An 18333-nucleotide genomic window follows, 5' to 3' on the forward strand; every position below is an offset into this window, starting at 1 on the left:
TAAACAAAAACTATGGCAATTGGAAAAGGCAGGATAGAGGCTTTCAGCGATGGGGTTATCGCAATTATTATTACCATAATGGTGTTGGAAATGAAGGTGCCGCATGGCGATACCCTTGCATCGTTAAAGCCGCTGATACCTGTTTTTTTGAGCTATGTACTGAGCTTTATTTATGTAGGTATTTATTGGAACAACCACCATCATTTAATGCAGGCCGTTCGGTCAGTAAACGGGGCAACGCTGTGGGCCAATCTGCACCTGCTTTTCTGGCTTTCGCTGATCCCTTTTGTTACCGGCTGGATGGGCGAAAATCATTTTACCCAATGGCCGGTAATATGTTACGGTGTAGTGCTTATTATGAACGGTATAGCCTACAACCTGCTGGCCAGGATCCTTATCCGTCATCATGGCGAGCACTCGGTACTGGCCGAGGCTTATGGCAGCGATTGGAAAGGGAGAAGCTCTATAATAATTTATGCCGTTGCCATTGGTTTATCATGGTATAGCGCTATGGTCGCCTTCGCTTTGTACGTTATTGTAGCTGGTATGTGGTTTATTCCCGATAAAAGGATTGAAAATAAGCTTAGTAACGATAATTCCTAAAATTTAATTATAAGGCTAAACATCTAATTAATAATATTTTTTATTTGTCCCAAAAAACATAATTAGTTTAAAAAGTATAAACTTTTTTGCAAGTTTGGAGTTTGTAACTAAAACGTTATAGATTATTCCAGTAATGTTTAGCAACCGATAAACCAATTATTTGCCACTACTATACTATTTGCGACCTATGTTTGAAATTGCTCAAAATCAGGAGAGCGAACTGCTTTTAAAATCAGCTGCTGATCGTAATGAAAAGGAACTGCTTTTGAAGGTGGCATCGGGGGATGAATATGCCTTTCGCCAACTTTTTACTGTGCATCACCAGCAATTGGGTGTTCATATTTTGCGTGTAACCCGCTCTGCAGAACTGGCCGAAGAAGTAGTACAGGATGTTTTTTTAAAGATTTGGATGACCCGCGAGGCGCTTGCCGGGGTTGATGATTTTAAAGCCTATTTGTTTGTGATCTCAAAAAATCACGCGTTAAATTGTTTAAAAAAGCTGGCCAAGGAGCGCATAAAAGTTAAAAATTTAGAAGAAGATAATATCAGGTACATGCTTAACCCTGATATGAACGATACCAATTTGTATTATAATCTGCTGGATGAGGCCATTGACCACCTGCCGCCTCAGCAGCAAAAGGTTTACCTGCTTAGCAGGCACAATCGCCTTAAATACGCCGAAATAGCCACCCAGCTAAAACTATCGCGCGAAACCGTAAAGAAATATCTTCAAAAAGCTACCACCTCTATAACCGATTATGTTAAAGAACATTTGATAGCTTTGGTGGCTATTTTATTAATGCTGAAAACTTTTTTTATTTTTTTAAAAAACTGATAGCCCCTTTTTTATCCTCGTGGTTGTCTTATGTGTAGGTTGTCCTAAAAACCTCATTTTACCAATTATAAATTTTATGAATTAACAATTACCTCCTATGAGTGCATTGAATACAAGGCTATTTTACCTTTTCAATACCTATTATAATGAAACGGCTACACCGCAGGAACGCGATGAGTTATTTCAGATCATTACGTCATCGGCAAATGATGCGGAGTTAACTGCACTTATACACGAGGCCTGGAACAGTCTTGAAATAAATGAGCCGCTTTTTGATCCTACAAAAAGCCTGGATATGCTCAACAATATCCTTTTAAATAAAGCTGCTAACGATGGCTCAGCTAAAATACGCCCCCCGGATAATAACAGGCTGTGGTTAAAAATAGGTGTTGCCGCCGCCCTTATGGTTTTTACAGGTATTGGCGCATATTTAATAGCAAACCGGCAACAGCAGCAGCTCAATAAAAACAACGTGGCCCGCGTTAGCCACACCCATGATGTTTTGCCAGGCGGTAATAAGGCGGTGCTAACGCTTGCCAATGGTAAAACCATAACCCTTAACAGTGCTCAAAACGGTGTTTTAGCGCAGCAGGGTGGTGCCAGCGTGTATAAAACACGTAACGGACAGCTGGTTTATGGGGGCGGGCAAAATGATGCGCAGGAGCAGGCTACGGCTATGAACAAGGTATCAACCCCGCGCGGCGGGCAATACCAGCTGGTGCTGAGCGATGGCAGTAAAGTTTGGCTTAACGCGGCATCATCGCTTAGTTTCCCGGCGGTTTTTATGGGTAAAACAAGGGATGTGGAGATAACCGGCGAAGCTTATTTTGAAGTTGCTAAAAATCCAAACAAACCATTCAGGGTTAAAACAAACAATACAACAGTTGAAGTTTTAGGTACCCATTTTAATATAAACGCCTACACCGACGAAGAATCAATAAAAACCACCCTGCTGGAAGGCTCGGTAAAAATAAGTAACAGCAAGTACGCCAGTGTTTTAAAGCCGGGGCAGCAGGCATCGCTTACGCAAACCGGTCAGATAAAGGTTATTGACGATCCCGAAGCGGAATACGCCATTGCCTGGAAGAACGGCGTTTTTGAATTCAAGGATGCGGGTATTGAAACCATTATGCGCCAGGCGGCCCGCTGGTACGATGTTGATGTAAGCTACCAGGGTACCATACCCACCAGGGAGTTTAACGGCAGTATCTCACGCAATGTAAAAGCATCAGAATTAATGGGGATGCTGAAATACGCCGGCGTGAATTTTAAAATTGAAGATAAACACATTACGGTAATACCTTAATGGCAGCATAAAATACTTACATATACCAAACAATAATTAACCAATTGTAAACACTAAACAACCCCATGATGAAAAAAATACGAAAAATAAGTTAACCCCCGGGAGTAAGGTCCATGATAGCGAAAACACTTTTGTGCTGCTTTAATGCACGCTGAAAAGCAAAAACATCGCATAAAAAAACCGGGAAGTATTCGAAGTACTTTCCCGGCATAAGTATCTGGGCCCCAAAAAAATGCAATCGACGAATTGAAAGTTAATGTTTAACCCAAACTCTACAAACTTATGAATTTTAATTCTAAGGCTACGCCTTTGGTATGGCCCCAATTAAGCAAAATAATTTTAGCTATGAAGCTAACAGCTATTATTTTGATAGCGGCTCTTACCCAGGTGAGCGCCAAAACCTATAGTCAGGTAGTAACCCTGCATCAAAAAAACGCCACGGTACAAAAAGTTCTTAAAGCAATTGAAAAGCAAACCGGCTATCATTTTTTATATGATAAGCGGGATGTTGGAAAAGTTGGCGGTATTAATATTGAAGTTGAAGGCGTTTCGCTATCGCAGGCGCTTGACCAATGTTTTAAGGATCAGCCTTTAACCTACAAAATTTTCCAGGAAACAATTGTAGTTAAAAAGAAGGATACCGAACAGGTAAAACCGGTTGCCGATATTAAGGTATCGGGTACAGTATCTGACGCCAAAGGCCCCTTGCCGGGCGTAAGCGTTAGGATAAAAGGCACCCAAATTGGCACCCAAACCGATGTGAGCGGTAAATACACTTTAAACGCACCCGATAACGGAACGCTGGTATTTAGCTTTGTTGGTTATACTACTCAGGAAGTTGCAGTAGCCGGCAAAACCACCCTCGATGTAATAATTACCGAAGCGCCAAAAGCCTTAAGCGAGGTGGTAGTTGTTGGTTACGGTACTGCTAAACGGGTTGACCTTACCGGCTCTGTTGGCAGTGTAAGCGGCAAGCAATTGCAGGACAGGCCGCAAACTAACCTGGAGCAGGAATTATCCGGTAAAATTGCCGGCGTAAACGTATCAACCAACTCGGGCGCGCCGGGTGGTGCTACCAAGATCCGCATTCGTGGTTATAGCTCCATAAACACCAATACCGACCCTTTATATGTGGTGGATGGTGTTGTTTGGACAGAAGGCGGTAACTCTATAAACCCTAACGATATTGAAACGATAGACGTTTTAAAGGATGCATCATCAACAGCCATTTATGGTACACGCGGTGCCAACGGGGTAATATTGGTTACTACCAAAAGAGGTAAAAAGGGCGGAATCGTTAGTTATGATGCTTATGTATCTATTAATCATATGGCTAAAGAAATTCCGGTACTTAACTCGGCACAATTTATGGCCATTGAAGATCAGTCATACGCCAATATCAAAAAATATGACGCGGTTGGTTGGGCATCAGGCAAATATGCCGATCAGGATCCTGTTAAATTACGCACAGCCCTGATAGGTAAATTATTTGATCAAAACCTGAAGCCGTTGTATGATGTGGATTGGCAAAAAGCTTCAACCCGTACCTCGGTTAGCCAAAACCATAACCTTGCATTTACCGGTGGCTCTGATGATATTAACTACGGTTTGTTCCTGAACTATGCCGATGATGAAGGTATTATATTAAACAGTTACCTTAAACGTTATAACGTACGTTTAACCTTTGATAATCAGATTAAACCCTGGTTAAAGGTTGGTGCTACGTTAAATTACAATACCCAGGATAAACGTACCGCCGATGATGGTGCAGGTGGTAACAACATCCCCCGTATGTTGATTGAAATGGTGCCTTTCATCCCCATCAAATATCCTGATGGATCATACGGAAAACGTACCGATTATCCGAATTTAGAAGGTGGCGATAACCCGGTAGCGCAGGCTAACGAAGTAGTCTCGTTATACAAAACCCGTGTTTTCAGCGGTAACGGTTATGCCAACATAACCATATTTCCAGGGCTTGATTTTAGGAGTGTGCTTGGTGTAACTACATCTGCAAACTATGACCCGCATTTTCAAAGCGGTTTAGTAGGCGGCCCAACTGCCGATCAAAAGTACAGCTCAGCATCCATAGATGAAGCAAACAATACATACTGGCAATGGGATAACTATGCAACTTATAATAAGGTATTCAATAAAGTACATACATTAAATGTTGTTGCGGGTTATGAAAAAACTGCTTTCCAGCAAACTGGTGTTTATGCCAATACGGGCAGCCTGGCTGATAATTATTATCAGTTTTATAATTTAAGTGCAGGTTCAATACCGGCAATACCTCAATCAAATTATCTGGCTTATCAGTTTGAGTCTATTTTTGGCCGTATTAATTATGGCTATGATAATAAATACTTATTAACGGTAACCGGCCGCCGTGATGGTTCATCGCGTTTTGGTACCAATGTGAAAAACGGATTTTTCCCATCGGCTGCTATCGCGTGGAGGGCATCACAGGAAGATTTCTTAAAGGATAACAAAACCATATCTGATTTAAAATTCAGGCTGAGCTATGGTAACCGGTAACTCCGAAATTGGCTCATATCAGTCGCAGGCGCAAATAAATACAGTGAATTACGTATTTGGCGGCGCCCAGGCTATCGGAACGCAGCAAATCACGATTGGTAATGAAGATTTATCATGGGAAAAAACATCTGAGTATGATTTTGGTGTTTCATTTGGCTTGTTCAATAATCGTGTTACGGTAGATGCCGATGCGTATCTGAAAAAAACCAAGGCACTTTTACTTGATGCACCATTGCCAGAATCAAGCGGTTTTAAAAGTGTTTACAAAAACACAGGTAAATTAGAGAATAAAGGTATTGAGTTAACCATTAACACAGTTAACGTAAAAAGCGAAAACTTTAGCTGGAACACTTCATTCAATATTTCATTCCTGAAAAACAAAGTATTGCAATTGGGGGCATCCAATGATGATATCTTCCTTAATCCAACCTTCCTTTCTCAATTTAACCTTATGCGTGTAGGTTTACCTGCAGGCAGCTTTTATGGCTACAAAGTTTTGGGTACCTGGGGAACATCAGAAGCTGCAAAGGCTGCCACTTATGGCTTATTCCCCGGCGACTTAAAGATCCAGGATACAAATAACGACGGGAAAGTTACATCGGCCGATAAGGTGGTGTTAGGTAAATCAACCCCAGATGGTTACGGTACATTTTCCAATACATTCCGTTATAAAGCAGTAGACTTGGCTGTAGATCTTCAGTTTAACTACGGTAACCAGATCATGAACTTAACCCGGCACTCAGGACAGGATCGTACAGGTCAGGCCAACAGCTATGCTACCGTGTTAAATGCCTGGACACCCACTAATCAAAATACCAGCATTGCCGAAAGCAGACCTGCGTATGTAGGTTACCAAACCGAAATTTATTCTACAAAGGTTGAAAACGGTAATTTTATACGTGGCCGCGCTGTAACGCTTGGATATAATTTCCCTGAGTCAATTACCAAAAAGTTAAAGTTAAATAGGTTAAGGATATATGCCCAGGCGCAAAATCTGTTTGTAATTACAAAATATACCGGGTATGATCCAGAAGTTTCAACCTATAATAACAATACAGCTATTACGCAAGGTACACAGGGTCATAATAACACCAGTAACTTCACACAGGGTATTCAGTTTTATGATTATCCAAAACCCCGAACTTTCTTATTTGGCTTAAATGTTAGTTTATAATTTAAACGTTAAAACATACTATTATGAAGTTTAATTTAAAAAAATATCGAATTAGTTACTCACTACTAATTCTTACCATAGTATTAGGCAGCTGCAACAAAGATCTTGTTGAAAAAAACAAGGGTAATTTTGTAAAAAGCACCTATTTTACCTCTCCTTCCCAAGCCCGTACATTTGTTAATGGTATTTACCAAAAGCTTTATATGTTTCAAAACGGCGATGCTTATGGCGAAAGTCCGTTTATAACCATTGAGCTTTTTGCGGGTCATGCTACCTCTCTTGGGCAGAGCGTTAATAACGGTAATGTTATAAAAAACGTTACCGATGCTGTTAACCCAGGCTTTGAAACCGTATGGTCAAATAGTTACACTGCTATTTCAAATGCTAATATTGCACTTGAAAGCATTGCGCCAATAGTAATGCCAGATGCCGACAAAAAGAAATTATTAGGCGAGGCGTATTTTTTAAGGGCGTTCTTTTACTATCACCTGGTAAGGTTATACGGCGATGTGCCTTTAATAACAACTCCGGTTACCATTAGCAGCCCTGATCTTTACCCTTCACGTACAGCTGCGGCTGCAGTATATGATCAGATTATCAGCGATCTTAAAGCTGCCGAAACATCGGGCTTACCAGACAAAGATGAAACCGGCCATGTATCTTTAGGTGCAGTACGTACATTATTGGCAAGCGTTTATTTAACTACCGCCGGTTTTCCGTTAAATAAAACTGAAAATTACGCATTGGCAGCTGCTGAGGTTGCACCGGTTTTAACAAGTTATTCGTTATTTACCGATTATGCTTTTTTGCATGATAATGCACACAAAAATCAAACGGAACTTATTTTTCAATCAAATTACCTGGTTGGTGTTGCTACAAATGCAATTCCGCAGCTAACAATCCCTTTTAACTTACTTGTAGGTGCATACGGCGATCACCTGGGTGCAATGATCCCTACAGATGCTTTCTTTAAAAGTTATGAAGCCGGTGATTTGCGTACCGAAGAACGACAGTTTTATTTTTCAAGCTATCCTAAAGACAAAGACCCTGGAACCATAATACAATTTGGTGAACATGCACTTTATAAATATTTCCATGTGGAAAGCGCATTGGGCAGCGGAATAAGTGATGAAAACTGGACGTTTTTACGCCTGCCCGAAGCTATGCTGATATATGCCGAAGCTACAAATGAAGTGAGTGGCCCAACACAGGCATCTTATGACCAGATAAACCTGATCAGGACACGCGCTCATTTGGATCCCTTGAAAAACTTAACAAAGGATCAGTTCAGGATTGCTATCTGGAAAGAGCGCTATCATGAACTTGCTTATGAAAACAAAGCCTATTTTGATATTCAGCGCACACATAAAATTTATGATGTAATCAACAATACATTTGGTGATGCTACCACAACTAAAAATGAGCAGAATGTGACCATGAAAGCTCAGTACTATTTATGGCCTATCCCTCAGCGTGAAATAAGCACAAATACTAAACTAACCCAAAATCCCGATTGGAATTAATGGTTAAAATAATGAAACGTAAAAGACCGGCAATACCAGCCGGTCTTTTATATTTACAGCTAAATAGTAATTTCAACAAAATTTAAATACCGCATGAAAAAACGTATTACCATCATCTCCTCGCTTTTTTTAGCTGTAACCGCTGCATTTGCCCAACAGGTAAATAAAGTGACCGATCCGGTTGAATATATAAACCCGCTAATGGGTACCGATTCCCATTACGATCTGTCAAACGGTAACACTTATCCGGCCATTGCACTGCCCTGGGGCATGAATTTCTGGACACCCCAAACCGGTGTAATGGGCGACGGATGGGCCTACACTTATGATGCCCACAAGATCCGCGGCTTTAAGCAAACTCACCAGCCATCTCCCTGGATGAATGATTACGGGCAATTTGCCATTATGCCGGTAACGCATAACCTGAAAGTAACACAAAACGGTCGCGCCAGCTGGTTTTCACATAAGGCTGAAATTGCCAAGCCATACTACTACAGCGTTTACCTGGCCGACCATGACGTAACTACCGAAATTACGCCTACCGAACGTGCGGCACAGTTCCGGTTTACCTATCCTAAAACCGATAGCTCGTTTATAGTGATAGACGCGTTGAACAAAGGCTCGTATGTGAAGATCATCCCCGGCGAAAAAAAGATTGTAGGTTACTCTACCAAATATGCCCGTGGTCCGCTTAAAAACTTTAAGAACTACTTTGTAATTTATGTGGATAAGCCAATTACCCTGGCCCAAACCTTCAGCGACTCTACCCTGGCCGATGGTCTTGAACTAAAGGCCGAACATGCCAGTGCCGTAGTTGGCTTTAGCACAACAGCAGGGGAGAAGGTACACCTTAGGGTTGCCTCATCCTTCATCAGCATTGAACAGGCCGAACTTAACCTTAAAAGAGAAGTAGGCAATGATAGCTTTGATGCCACTGCTCAAAAAGCAAAAACAGTTTGGAACAAAACCCTGAGCCGTTTAACGGTAGAAGGCGGAACCATTGATCAAACCCGCACATTTTACTCCTGCCTTTACCGCATGGTTTTCTTCCCCAATAAACTATATGAGATAGATGAAAAGGGCAACATTGTGCATTACAGCGCATCGACAGGTAAAGTATTCCCCGGCTACAAATTTGCAGGTACGGGCTTTTGGGATACCTTCCGCGCATTGTACCCATTCCTGAACCTCGTTTATCCGTCCATTAATAAAGAGATGCAGGAAGGCCTTATAAATGATTATAAAGAAGGTGGCTGGCTGCCCGAGTGGTCAAGCCCGGGTTATTCTGCCGTAATGATCGGTAATAACTCGGCATCTGTAGTGTCCGAAGCTTATTTAAAAGGCGGCAGGGGATACGATATCAATACACTTTACGAAGCGTTGGTACATGGTGCCAATAACGAAGGCCCCGCTGCTACCGGCCGTAAAGGTGTTGAATATTACAACAAATTGGGTTATGTACCTTACGATGTTAAGATTAACGAAAACGCCGCCCGTACGCTCGAATATGCTTATGACGATTTTACAATTTACAAATTAGGCAAAGCGCTGGGCAAACCTGCATCCGAAACCGATGTATACAAAACTCGGAGTATGAATTATAAAAACCTGTTTGATCCATCAACCGGGTTAATGCGTGGCAAAAATAAAGATGGCTCGTTTGAAACGCCGTTTAGTCCGTTTAAATGGGGCGATGCCTTTACCGAGGGTAATAGCTGGCATTATAGCTGGAGTGTTTTCCACGATATGCAGGGCTTAATTAACCTTATGGGCGGTAAACAAAAATTTGTTGCCAAGCTGGATTCGGTATGGAGCCTGCCGCCAATTTTTGATGATAGCTACTATGGCGGCGTAATTCACGAGATCCGCGAAATGCAGATAGTGAACATGGGCCAGTATGCACACGGCAATCAGCCTATACAGCACATGATTTACCTGTACAACTACGCCGGTCAGCCATGGAAAACCCAATATCATGTTCGTGATGTAATGAACAAGCTATACAAAGCCACACCAGATGGGTACTGCGGCGATGAGGATAACGGCCAAACATCTGCTTGGTACGTGTTTTCGGCGATGGGCTTTTACCCGGTAACCCCGGCCAGCGACCAGTATGTGCTTGGCGCGCCGCTATTCAAAAAAATAACCTTGAATTTAGAGAGCGGTAAAAAAGTGGTGATAAACGCAGCCAACAACAGCTTTGCCAACAAATACATCAACACCATGACGGTTAACGGCAAACCTTATGATTTAACCTGGTTAAGCCATAGCGCGTTAAAAAGCGGTGCGGTCATCAACTTTAACATGAGTGCCCAGCCCAATAAAACCAGGGGCGTAAAGGATGCGGATGTGCCGTATTCATTATCAAATGAAAAATAGGTTTCCATGAAAAAACTGGTAAAAATTACCATTGCACTACTGGCGTTCATGAACGCCAGTAGTGCAATTTATGGGCAAAAACGGGTGTATACCGTAGCTAATGCACATGCCCATAATGATTATGCAAACTCGGTGCCGTTTTATTATGCCTACGAAAAGGGCTTTGCATCGGTTGAGGCCGATGTTTTTGTGGTAGATGGCAAGCTGATGGTGGCCCATAACCTCAAAGAGATAGTTGCCAAACGCTCGCTCAAGATCATGTATACCGATCCGTTGGCCGTAAAGCTGGCTAAGGATTTAAATCGTCATATTATTTTACTGATAGATATTAAGCAGGATTACCACAACACCATTCCACTGGTTATTAGGGAACTTAAGCCTTTAATGAAATACGCATCTGCCAAAGGCATGCCGGGCAGGCTAAAGGTGATCATGACGGGAGCTGTACCGCCCGCCGCCGAGCTTAATAATTACCCCAAATGGCTGCAGTTTGATGTAAATCATTTAGCAGGCTTTACCCCGAAACAGTGGGAACGTGTTGGCTTATTAAGCTTTAGGTTTAGCAACTACACCAAATGGATTGGCAACGGCCCAATGCCGCCTGCAGACTATAAACGGGTAGCCAGCCTGGTTGATAGTGTACATGCCGCCAAAAAGCCCATCCGTTTTTGGGAAACCACTGATAATGAGATCACCTGGCAAACCCTCGAACGCCTGGATGTTGATTTTATTGGCACCGATGAGGTTAAGGAGTTTAGCGAGTTTTTGAATAAAAAATAATGGTAATATCAGTGCCACTCTTCGTGGTACACAAACTTGGGCATTTGCCATTTGTAGCGGATAGACAGTAAACGCAACGCAAGGCCAATAACTCCGGCCAAAACAATGGCAACACCTGCGCTGCCGCCCGCATATTCGATACCCAGGTAAACAGCCCCGGTAACTATAGATGCGCTGGCATAGATCTCCTTATGAAAAAGTAGCGGAATGTCATTACACAATACATCGCGCAGCACACCGCCCGCGCAGCCCGTTATCATACCGCTTAATAATACAATGGTAGTCGGCAGGTTTATTTGCTGAGCTATCTGGCAGCCTATAATGGTAAATACCACCAGGCCCAAAGCATCAAGGTAAAGGAAAAGCTTTTTTAGTTTGGTCATGATGGACGCTATAAATGCGGCCAGGATAGCTGCACCGGCGGTGATCAGCAAATACTCGGGATGTTCAACCCAGCTCATGGGGTAGTGGTTAAACAGTATATTACGTACCGTGCCGCCACCCAATGCGGTAACCCAGGCAATTATACAAACGCCAACCCAATCCATATCTCGCCTGCCGGCAGATAACGCAGCCGTCATAGCTTCGGCAATAATGGCAATAATGTAAAGAATGTGCAGCATAGGTACCGGTTAGGTTTGTTTGCCAAAGATAATGATTTGGGGAATATTTATTTTGAAGTTTAGAAAGTGGGGGCATGTGCTATACTGCAGTCGCTCGGCTTCGTTGAAGGTAGCATTGAATTATATAAATTTTGTCATTTCGATAGAGCACGCTTGGGGAAGCGCATGGGGCGCGAAAGAGAAATCTTCTGCGGATGCAAAGTTGCAATGCATATCATAGAAGATTTCTCGCTCGTACCTCGCATCGAAATGACATTTTTTTTATTTCTTTCACCGCAGTCGCTCGGCTCCAGCCGAGTGACGATTATTTCGCGGCGTCCCGCCGCCGTGATTATTTTGATTGTGCAGCTCGCAGGCCGGAGGCCTGTTGATAGTTGTCACTCGGCAGGAGCCCACAGGTGTTGGGAAGACAAAAATGTTGTCATTTCGATGCGAGGTACGAGCGAGAAATCTTATTCGCCACGCATTGGAGCTTTGTATTCCGCAGAAGATTTCTCTTTCGCGCCGCGCTTTTTCCCGCCTTGGCTCTATCGAAATGACAATTTTTTTATAAAATTCAGTCTTCCCAACACCTGTGGGCAGGAGCCGAGCGACCGCGTGGGGTGGAGGGGTGTGTTTCTCGGGTTTGCATATCCAACCCAAGAAACCTAACTCTCCCCCTCCATCCATTTTTTACCGGTGCTAAATCTGCTTATCAGCATGGCGGCGACGGTATCGCCGGTGGCGTTCAGGAGGGTGGCCATGGGATCTACCAATGTACCGATGATCATGGCCGGGGGCAGGGCCTCGGGCGGGAAGCCGTAGGCGGATATAAAAAGCAGCTCGCCAATGTAGCCGCCGTTGGGGATGCCGCCTTCAACCAGGCTTACCAGTACCGTCATGGCCAGGGCTATGGCTATGGTTTCGGCGCTGTTAAAGCTTTTGCCGAACAGGGCAAACACCACGGCCATTTTTACAATGGATGAAATACTGGAGCCATCCTTATGCAGCGTAGCCCCAAGCGGGATGGTTACATTGGCAATAACGTCAGAGATTCCCATCTTTTTAGCGGCATCTAAATTGGCAGGTATCGTAGCTATGCTGCTGCAGGTGCCAACCGCCGTTGCCGATGGTATGATGTTGTTTTTCCAGTATTTTTTTATCCCCTTTAGGCCCCCGGCTATAAAAGCATATACGCTGAACAGCACCACAAAATAAAATGCGCCTACACCATAATATAATGCCATTGACCGTGCATACCCGCCAAACAACTGCGGTCCGAACACACCTACCTGGTAGGCGAAATAGGCACCCAAACCAATTGGTCCTAATTTCATGATCAGGATAAAGATGTTTTTAAAAACCTCGTTGCCGCCATGTAAAAAGCTCGCAAATGCCGCCCCTTTCGGGCCCGACCGCAATGTGGCAAAACCTGTTAATACCGAAAATATGATCATAGCCAGCATGCTCTTTCTCGATAGCAGCTCGTAAAATTCGCTGGTGGTAAACAGGTGCGTAAGCTGATCGCCTATTGGTTTTTTAATAATGGCCTCGGTAACAGGGCTGGCCACAAGGTGCTGATGTACGGGGAAGATCCACACGGCCACAATAGTTATTACGGCAGCCACCAGTACCGTACCCACAAAAACCAGCGACGTAATGCCAAGCAGTCGCCCTAGTTTATTAGAGGCATCCAGCGCCGCAATGGCCGATGATATGGCAAAGAAAACAAGCGGTACCACGGCGGTAAACAGCAGGTTAAGGAAAATATCGCCAATGGGTTTTATAACTTCTACCTTGCTGCCCAAAAATAGTCCGGCTATGCTGCCTGCTATAATACCGGCCATTAAAAAAATGATACCCTTGTAACTTTTAAACCAGCTGTTCATGTAGCTAATATAGTCGTTTTGCTACGTGATACCTAAAAGGGGAGAGTTTGCAATATGGGTTTTTACCGGCCAAACAATTTAATATATTAGCAACCATATTTTTAGGGCGATGCAAATTGAACAGGCCAGGGAATTTATACTGGATAAGATAAAAAGGGAACTCCCGGCATGTTTTCATTACCACAATGCCGATCATGCTGTTGATGTATACACCGCCGCGGGCCAAATTGCCAGGGCCGAGGGAATAGAAGCGCACGATACCGCCTTGCTGCTTACAGCAGCCTTGTTCCACGATTCGGGTTTTATTACGGGGCAGGTGGATCATGAACTAAACTCCTGCAAAATAGCGCGACAGTATTTGCCTGCTTTTGGTTACAGTGCCGATGATATCGACCAGATCTGTACCATTATTATGGCCACAAAAATGCCGCAGAACCCGCAAACCAGGCTCGGCGAAATTATTTGTGATGCCGATTTGGATTATTTGGGCCGAAATGATTTTTTTATACTTAGTAAAAGGCTATTTTCGGAACTTGTAATAACCGACCACCTGGAAACCGAACTGGAATGGGATAAGCTACAGGTGGTATTTTTGGAAAAGCATCATTATTTTACCAAAACGGCTATAAGTTTAAGGGCGGCGGCTAAGCAACAGCACTTGCTGGTTATTAAACAAAAAGCTACAATTTAATATACAATTCATGACAAAACCAGAGCATAGTTTATCTGAAATAATTAAGGATATTGTTACCGTAATTATAGGGATTTTATTTTGCGGCTTTGCCTTAAAAGGGTTCTTGGTACCCAACAAGTTTTTCGATGGCGGTGTAACCGGTATCTCCCTGCTTATTCACGAAATATACCATAAGAACATAGCCTTTGTAATTATTGCGGCCAATATTCCTTTTGTTATTTTGGGAGCGTTCCAGGTTAATAAATCCTTTGCCTTAAAAACATTTGTGTGCGTAATTGCGCTGGGTATCTGTTTGCTATATGTGCCTTACCCTGTTATCACTTCCGATAAGCTTTTGGTATCCATATTTGGCGGGGTGTTCATGGGGCTGGGGGTAGGCCTTTCCATCCGTGGCGGCTGCGCACTGGATGGTATCGAGATTTTGGCGCTATACACGCTAAAAAGAAGTAGTTTTACCATCAGCGAAATTATATTAGGGATAAATATCATCATATTCCTGATAGCTGCCTTTGAACTTGGGCTGCCTACCGCATTATATTCTATCCTTACTTACTACACTGCGTCGCGCACCATCAGCTTTGTGATTGATGGATTGGAGGAATATACGGCAGTAAACATCATATCGGGCAAAAGCGATATCATCAAAGAGAGACTGGTGATGGAACTTGGGCGTGGTATTACAGTTTACAAAGGCGAACGCGGTTTCCTGAAAGAGAGTTTTGATGTTAGCCACCCGGTTGATATTATTTTTACGGTGATAACACGTTTGGAGGTGCGGAGGTTGAAAAATTTGGTACACAGCATCGATCCCAAAGCTTTCGTATTTACCAACAGCATCAAAGAAGCCGCCGGCGGCGTGCTCAAAAAACGCGTCCGCGAACATTGATAATAAGTTAAAAGTCAAAATTAAAAAGTCAAAATACTATTCTTATAAGAAGTCGTATTCGGAGCTTTTCCATTTTTTGACTTTTTAATTTTGACTTTAAGAAACTACTTCGTATATCTCCACAGGTTTAGCCTTGTTTTTAAGGCTCACTTCGCCAATTTTATTGAAGGCAAACGATTCTTTGGCCTTGTGGTAAACCTCTTCTGTTACAATGATCTGGTTTGCTTGCGCTACGCCCTGTAAGCGTTGTGCAAGGTTAACGGCGTCGCCTATAACCGTGTAATCCAATCGTTTAAGTGACGCTGAGCCAATGTTCCCCGAGATCATTTCTCCTGAATTTATACCGATGGAAACTTCGGGTTTAAATGTTTTATCGCCGTAAACTATCTCCTCGGCGGCGTGCATTTTTTCACGCACGGCCAGGGCGGCATCGATAGCCCGGTCGAGATGGTACTCCCCGCGAAAAACGGCCATGATGGCATCGCCCATAAACTTGTCAATATGACCACTTTGCGCTATAATTTCCTTCACCATCAGGTCGAAAAGTTTGTTGATAAGGCCCACCACCGTGTTTGCCGGTACGTGCTCGCTGATGGCGGTAAAGCTGCATATATCAATGAACAGCACGGTAGCATCAACGGTTTCGTTGCTAAGCAGGCTGGTTTCAAACTCCTTATGTGTCATGAAGTTAAGAACGTTTTCATCCACATACATGCGCAGTATATTGTTCTCCTTTATGGCCTGCAAGGTTTTTTTAAGTTCGATAACATGCAGCAGCGTTTTTTCAATAGTAATATCCAGGTCTTCAAAGTTTACCGGCTTCACCACAAAATCAAAGGCCCCACGGTTCATAGCCGTACGGATGTTATCCATATCGCTATAGGCAGATACCATTACGGCCTTGAGGATAGGATTGGCTTCGGGCAGCTTGGTAAGCAGGGTAAGGCCATCCATTTCTGGCATATTAATGTCGCTTAGTACAACATCAATGTCAGGTTCTTCTGCAAGCTTAATGAGTGCTTCAAAACCATTGTGGGCAAATACAAAATCATATGCCTTTTCCCGTATCTTTTTTCTGAATTTTTGTTTTATCAAAAGCTCCAGATCCGATTCATCATCAACCACCAGTATCTTGGCCATTATTGTTCTAAATGTTTAAGTTTTTCTTTAAGATTGTTAAAATCAAGGGGTTTTGTTAAAAAATCATCGGCACCTAACTCCATCGACCGCTGATAATTTTCGTCATCGCCGTAAGCCGTTATCATCATTACCACCGGGGGCGGTTTTTCATAGGTGTGCCTTATATTGTCAAGCAGTTCTAACCCGCTCATGCCGGGCATATTAATGTCTGACAGGATGAGAATCACCTGCGAATGATGATCGGCCAGGAAAGCCATCGCTTCCTCGCCCGATAGCGCAAAATCAAGCTCAACCTCACCGCTTTTTATTTCTTTTCTAAAACGTTGTATAAATAAGGGCTGTACATCGGCCTCATCATCAACAACAAGTATTTTCATGGTTTTCAATATTACCCAAAGTTAGTTTTTGTATTTGTTTATGCAGATATCCGGCTGTAAATTCGGCCCAAACCTGGTATTTTTATGAATTTGATAAATTTGGTATGGTGATAATAAACCTCGCAAATTCACCTTCGGCGGTTTCTACTTTTAATTCGCCCCCATGTGCCTTGGTAATAATATCATAACTCATAGATAAACCCAAGCCGGTTCCCTGTCCGGTAGGCTTGGTTGTAAAAAAAGGCTGGTATATTTTATCCAGTACTTTTTGAGGGATACCCATACCATTGTCGCTCACCGTAATCTCAACAGAACCAGCGCCGGTAGGGCCGGCAACTTTCTTGGTAACTACTGTTACCGTAGGCTCATAACCATTAATGTTTAGCTTTTTCTTTTCGGCAACGGAGTAAAACGAGTTGTTAAACAGGTTAAGGAGTACCCTGCCCAAATCCTGAGGAATGGCGTTTATTTTGCCAATGTTGGCATCAAAACTGGTTTTCATACCAGCATTAAAGAGCTTGTCTTTAGCACGTAATCCGTGGTAACTGAGGCGCAGGTATTCATCGGCCAGGGCATTAACATCGGTAGGTTCTTTTTTGCCTGTTGTAGTGCGCGAATGCTGCAGCATCCCTTTTACAATGGCATCTGCACGTTTACCGTGTTGATTTATCTTGGTAAGGTTTTGCGTAATATCATTAATAATATCACCCGCCTCTTCCTTAACGTCATCGGGGAGTTTGCTTAGTATTTCTTCCTTGAGCTCGTCAAGCAGTTCAATACTTACCTCGCTAAAGTTGTTTACAAAATTGAGTGGATTTTGAATTTCGTGGGCGATACCTGCTGTAAGCTCACCCAGCGAAGCCATTTTTTCTGACTGGATAAGCTGGGCCTGTGTGCTTTTAAGTTCAGATATGGCCTGTTGTAATTCTTCGGTTTGATGTGTAAGCTGGGCGGTACGTTGTTTAACCTCGCTTTCCAGGTTTACCTTCATGGCGGCCATCATGCGGTTCTGCTCCTGTTCGTCGAACCGTTTTTTGCGTTCGGTTTCCAGTGCCTTACTTTGCTTACGCGTAATAAGGTACATAGCGCCGAACCATAAAATAGTACACCAGTAAATATTTTCAATAAGATCCTGATGGTTGTCGTAAAAAGTTGGGAATACATTTTCTAACAGATCCGATATAAACGCTATAGCTATATAAGGAATCATTGCGGTAACAATGGTGCGGTTTGGTTTAAAATCTTCAATATAATAGGGGAGCGCTGCAAGGCTAAATACCAGCAGGTGTCCCAGCCACAACCCCAGGTGCTCAAAAAACGAATTATTACGAGCGGTAAAGTCTACACAGACCAGCGCAACGGCACCATAAACGGCAACCATCATATATTTTGCCAGCTCGGTTTTACGCGGATCCGGTGCTTGTAAGTCAAAGCGCATACTATCCGCCTTTACGGTTTTACGTAATTGAGTAGCTAAAAAAATCGCGACAAAGGGTTCTAAAGCAATATGCATATGATGTGTTACTCGGTTGTTGTGGTGATAAATGTTATTCGAAACAATTTAAAACTAATATTTTATTTACACTAATTGCAATTTAATAAATTGT

16 protein-coding genes are annotated in these 18333 nt (G+C 43.0%); 11 read left to right on the top strand and 5 right to left on the bottom strand.

From position 1 onward, the window contains the following. Positions 1-12 precede the first annotated feature (12 nt). The 8 genes from BLS59_RS07780 (at position 13) to BLS59_RS07815 (ending at position 11138) form a co-directional block, all read left to right on the top strand. Positions 13-603 (top strand): TMEM175 family protein, encoded by a 591-nt coding sequence (locus BLS59_RS07780; protein WP_240315172.1) that lies wholly within the window; start codon positions 13-15, stop codon positions 601-603. A 187-nt stretch (positions 604-790) separates the two neighbouring features. Continuing rightward, positions 791-1438, top strand: a complete 648-nt coding sequence (locus BLS59_RS07785) for an RNA polymerase sigma factor (protein ID WP_091147199.1) — start codon at positions 791-793, stop codon at positions 1436-1438. Between the two features lie 97 nt (positions 1439-1535). Next, a complete protein-coding gene (locus BLS59_RS07790) occupies positions 1536-2744 on the top strand; it encodes a FecR family protein (protein ID WP_091147202.1) in 1209 nt (402 codons plus the stop codon). A 282-nt stretch (positions 2745-3026) separates the two neighbouring features. Beyond that, positions 3027-5282 (top strand): SusC/RagA family TonB-linked outer membrane protein, encoded by a 2256-nt coding sequence (locus BLS59_RS32440; RefSeq protein ID WP_091147205.1) that lies wholly within the window; start codon positions 3027-3029, stop codon positions 5280-5282. Further along, positions 5269-6456 (top strand): SusC/RagA family TonB-linked outer membrane protein, encoded by a 1188-nt coding sequence (locus BLS59_RS32445; protein WP_091147209.1) that lies wholly within the window; start codon positions 5269-5271, stop codon positions 6454-6456. Before BLS59_RS32440 ends, BLS59_RS32445 begins: the two co-directional genes overlap by 14 nt. 23 nt (positions 6457-6479) lie before the next feature. After that, positions 6480-7979 carry a RagB/SusD family nutrient uptake outer membrane protein gene (locus BLS59_RS07805; protein WP_091147212.1) on the top strand — a complete coding sequence of 500 codons (1500 nt, stop codon included), beginning with the start codon at positions 6480-6482 and terminating at the stop codon, positions 7977-7979. Between the two features lie 93 nt (positions 7980-8072). Then, positions 8073-10358 carry a GH92 family glycosyl hydrolase gene (locus BLS59_RS07810; protein ID WP_091147214.1) on the top strand — a complete coding sequence of 762 codons (2286 nt, stop codon included), beginning with the start codon at positions 8073-8075 and terminating at the stop codon, positions 10356-10358. Between the two features lie 6 nt (positions 10359-10364). Further along, the gene (locus BLS59_RS07815) at positions 10365-11138 is read left to right on the top strand and encodes a PI-PLC domain-containing protein (protein ID WP_091147218.1); all 774 of its coding nucleotides are present in this window, start codon (positions 10365-10367) and stop codon (positions 11136-11138) included. An 8-nt stretch (positions 11139-11146) separates the two neighbouring features. On the opposite strand, the gene BLS59_RS07820 is transcribed toward BLS59_RS07815, so the two are convergent. Further along, complete coding sequence (locus BLS59_RS07820) at positions 11147-11761, bottom strand: trimeric intracellular cation channel family protein (RefSeq protein WP_091147221.1); 615 nt, start codon at positions 11759-11761, stop codon at positions 11147-11149. A gap of 207 nt (positions 11762-11968) precedes the next feature. Between BLS59_RS07820 and BLS59_RS07825 the strand changes: the two genes are divergently transcribed. Further along, complete coding sequence (locus BLS59_RS07825; RefSeq protein WP_143014068.1) at positions 11969-12412, top strand: hypothetical protein; 444 nt, start codon at positions 11969-11971, stop codon at positions 12410-12412. On the opposite strand, the gene BLS59_RS07830 is transcribed toward BLS59_RS07825, so the two are convergent. After that, positions 12409-13629, bottom strand: a complete 1221-nt coding sequence (locus BLS59_RS07830; protein ID WP_091147229.1) for a dicarboxylate/amino acid:cation symporter — start codon at positions 13627-13629, stop codon at positions 12409-12411. The genes BLS59_RS07825 and BLS59_RS07830 overlap by 4 nt on opposite strands. Before the next feature lie 109 nt (positions 13630-13738). Between BLS59_RS07830 and BLS59_RS07835 the strand changes: the two genes are divergently transcribed. Together BLS59_RS07835 and BLS59_RS07840 are read left to right on the top strand one after the other, a co-directional pair. Continuing rightward, on the top strand, positions 13739-14320 hold the full coding sequence (locus BLS59_RS07835; RefSeq protein WP_091147233.1) for an HD domain-containing protein: 582 nt from the start codon (positions 13739-13741) through the stop codon (positions 14318-14320). Positions 14321-14330: 10 nt separating this feature from the next. After that, entirely contained in the window at positions 14331-15209 is an 879-nt protein-coding gene (locus BLS59_RS07840) for a YitT family protein (RefSeq protein WP_091147236.1), read from the top strand. Positions 15210-15305: 96 nt separating this feature from the next. Here BLS59_RS07840 and BLS59_RS07845 read toward each other — a convergent pair whose 3' ends face one another. The 3 genes from BLS59_RS07845 to BLS59_RS07855 form a co-directional block, all read right to left on the bottom strand. Continuing rightward, positions 15306-16349: an adenylate/guanylate cyclase domain-containing protein gene (locus tag BLS59_RS07845; protein ID WP_205411208.1), complete on the bottom strand. Its 1044-nt coding sequence runs from the start codon at positions 16347-16349 to the stop codon at positions 15306-15308. Continuing rightward, on the bottom strand, positions 16349-16726 hold the full coding sequence (locus BLS59_RS07850) for a response regulator (RefSeq protein WP_091147243.1): 378 nt from the start codon (positions 16724-16726) through the stop codon (positions 16349-16351). The genes BLS59_RS07845 and BLS59_RS07850 overlap by 1 nt, the downstream gene beginning before the upstream one ends. 82 nt (positions 16727-16808) lie before the next feature. After that, complete coding sequence (locus tag BLS59_RS07855; RefSeq protein ID WP_240315173.1) at positions 16809-18239, bottom strand: sensor histidine kinase; 1431 nt, start codon at positions 18237-18239, stop codon at positions 16809-16811. Positions 18240-18333 lie beyond the last annotated feature (94 nt).

It is taken from the genome of Mucilaginibacter pineti, from assembly GCF_900101875.1.
GTDB classification, from domain to species: Bacteria; Bacteroidota; Bacteroidia; order Sphingobacteriales; family Sphingobacteriaceae; genus Mucilaginibacter; species Mucilaginibacter pineti.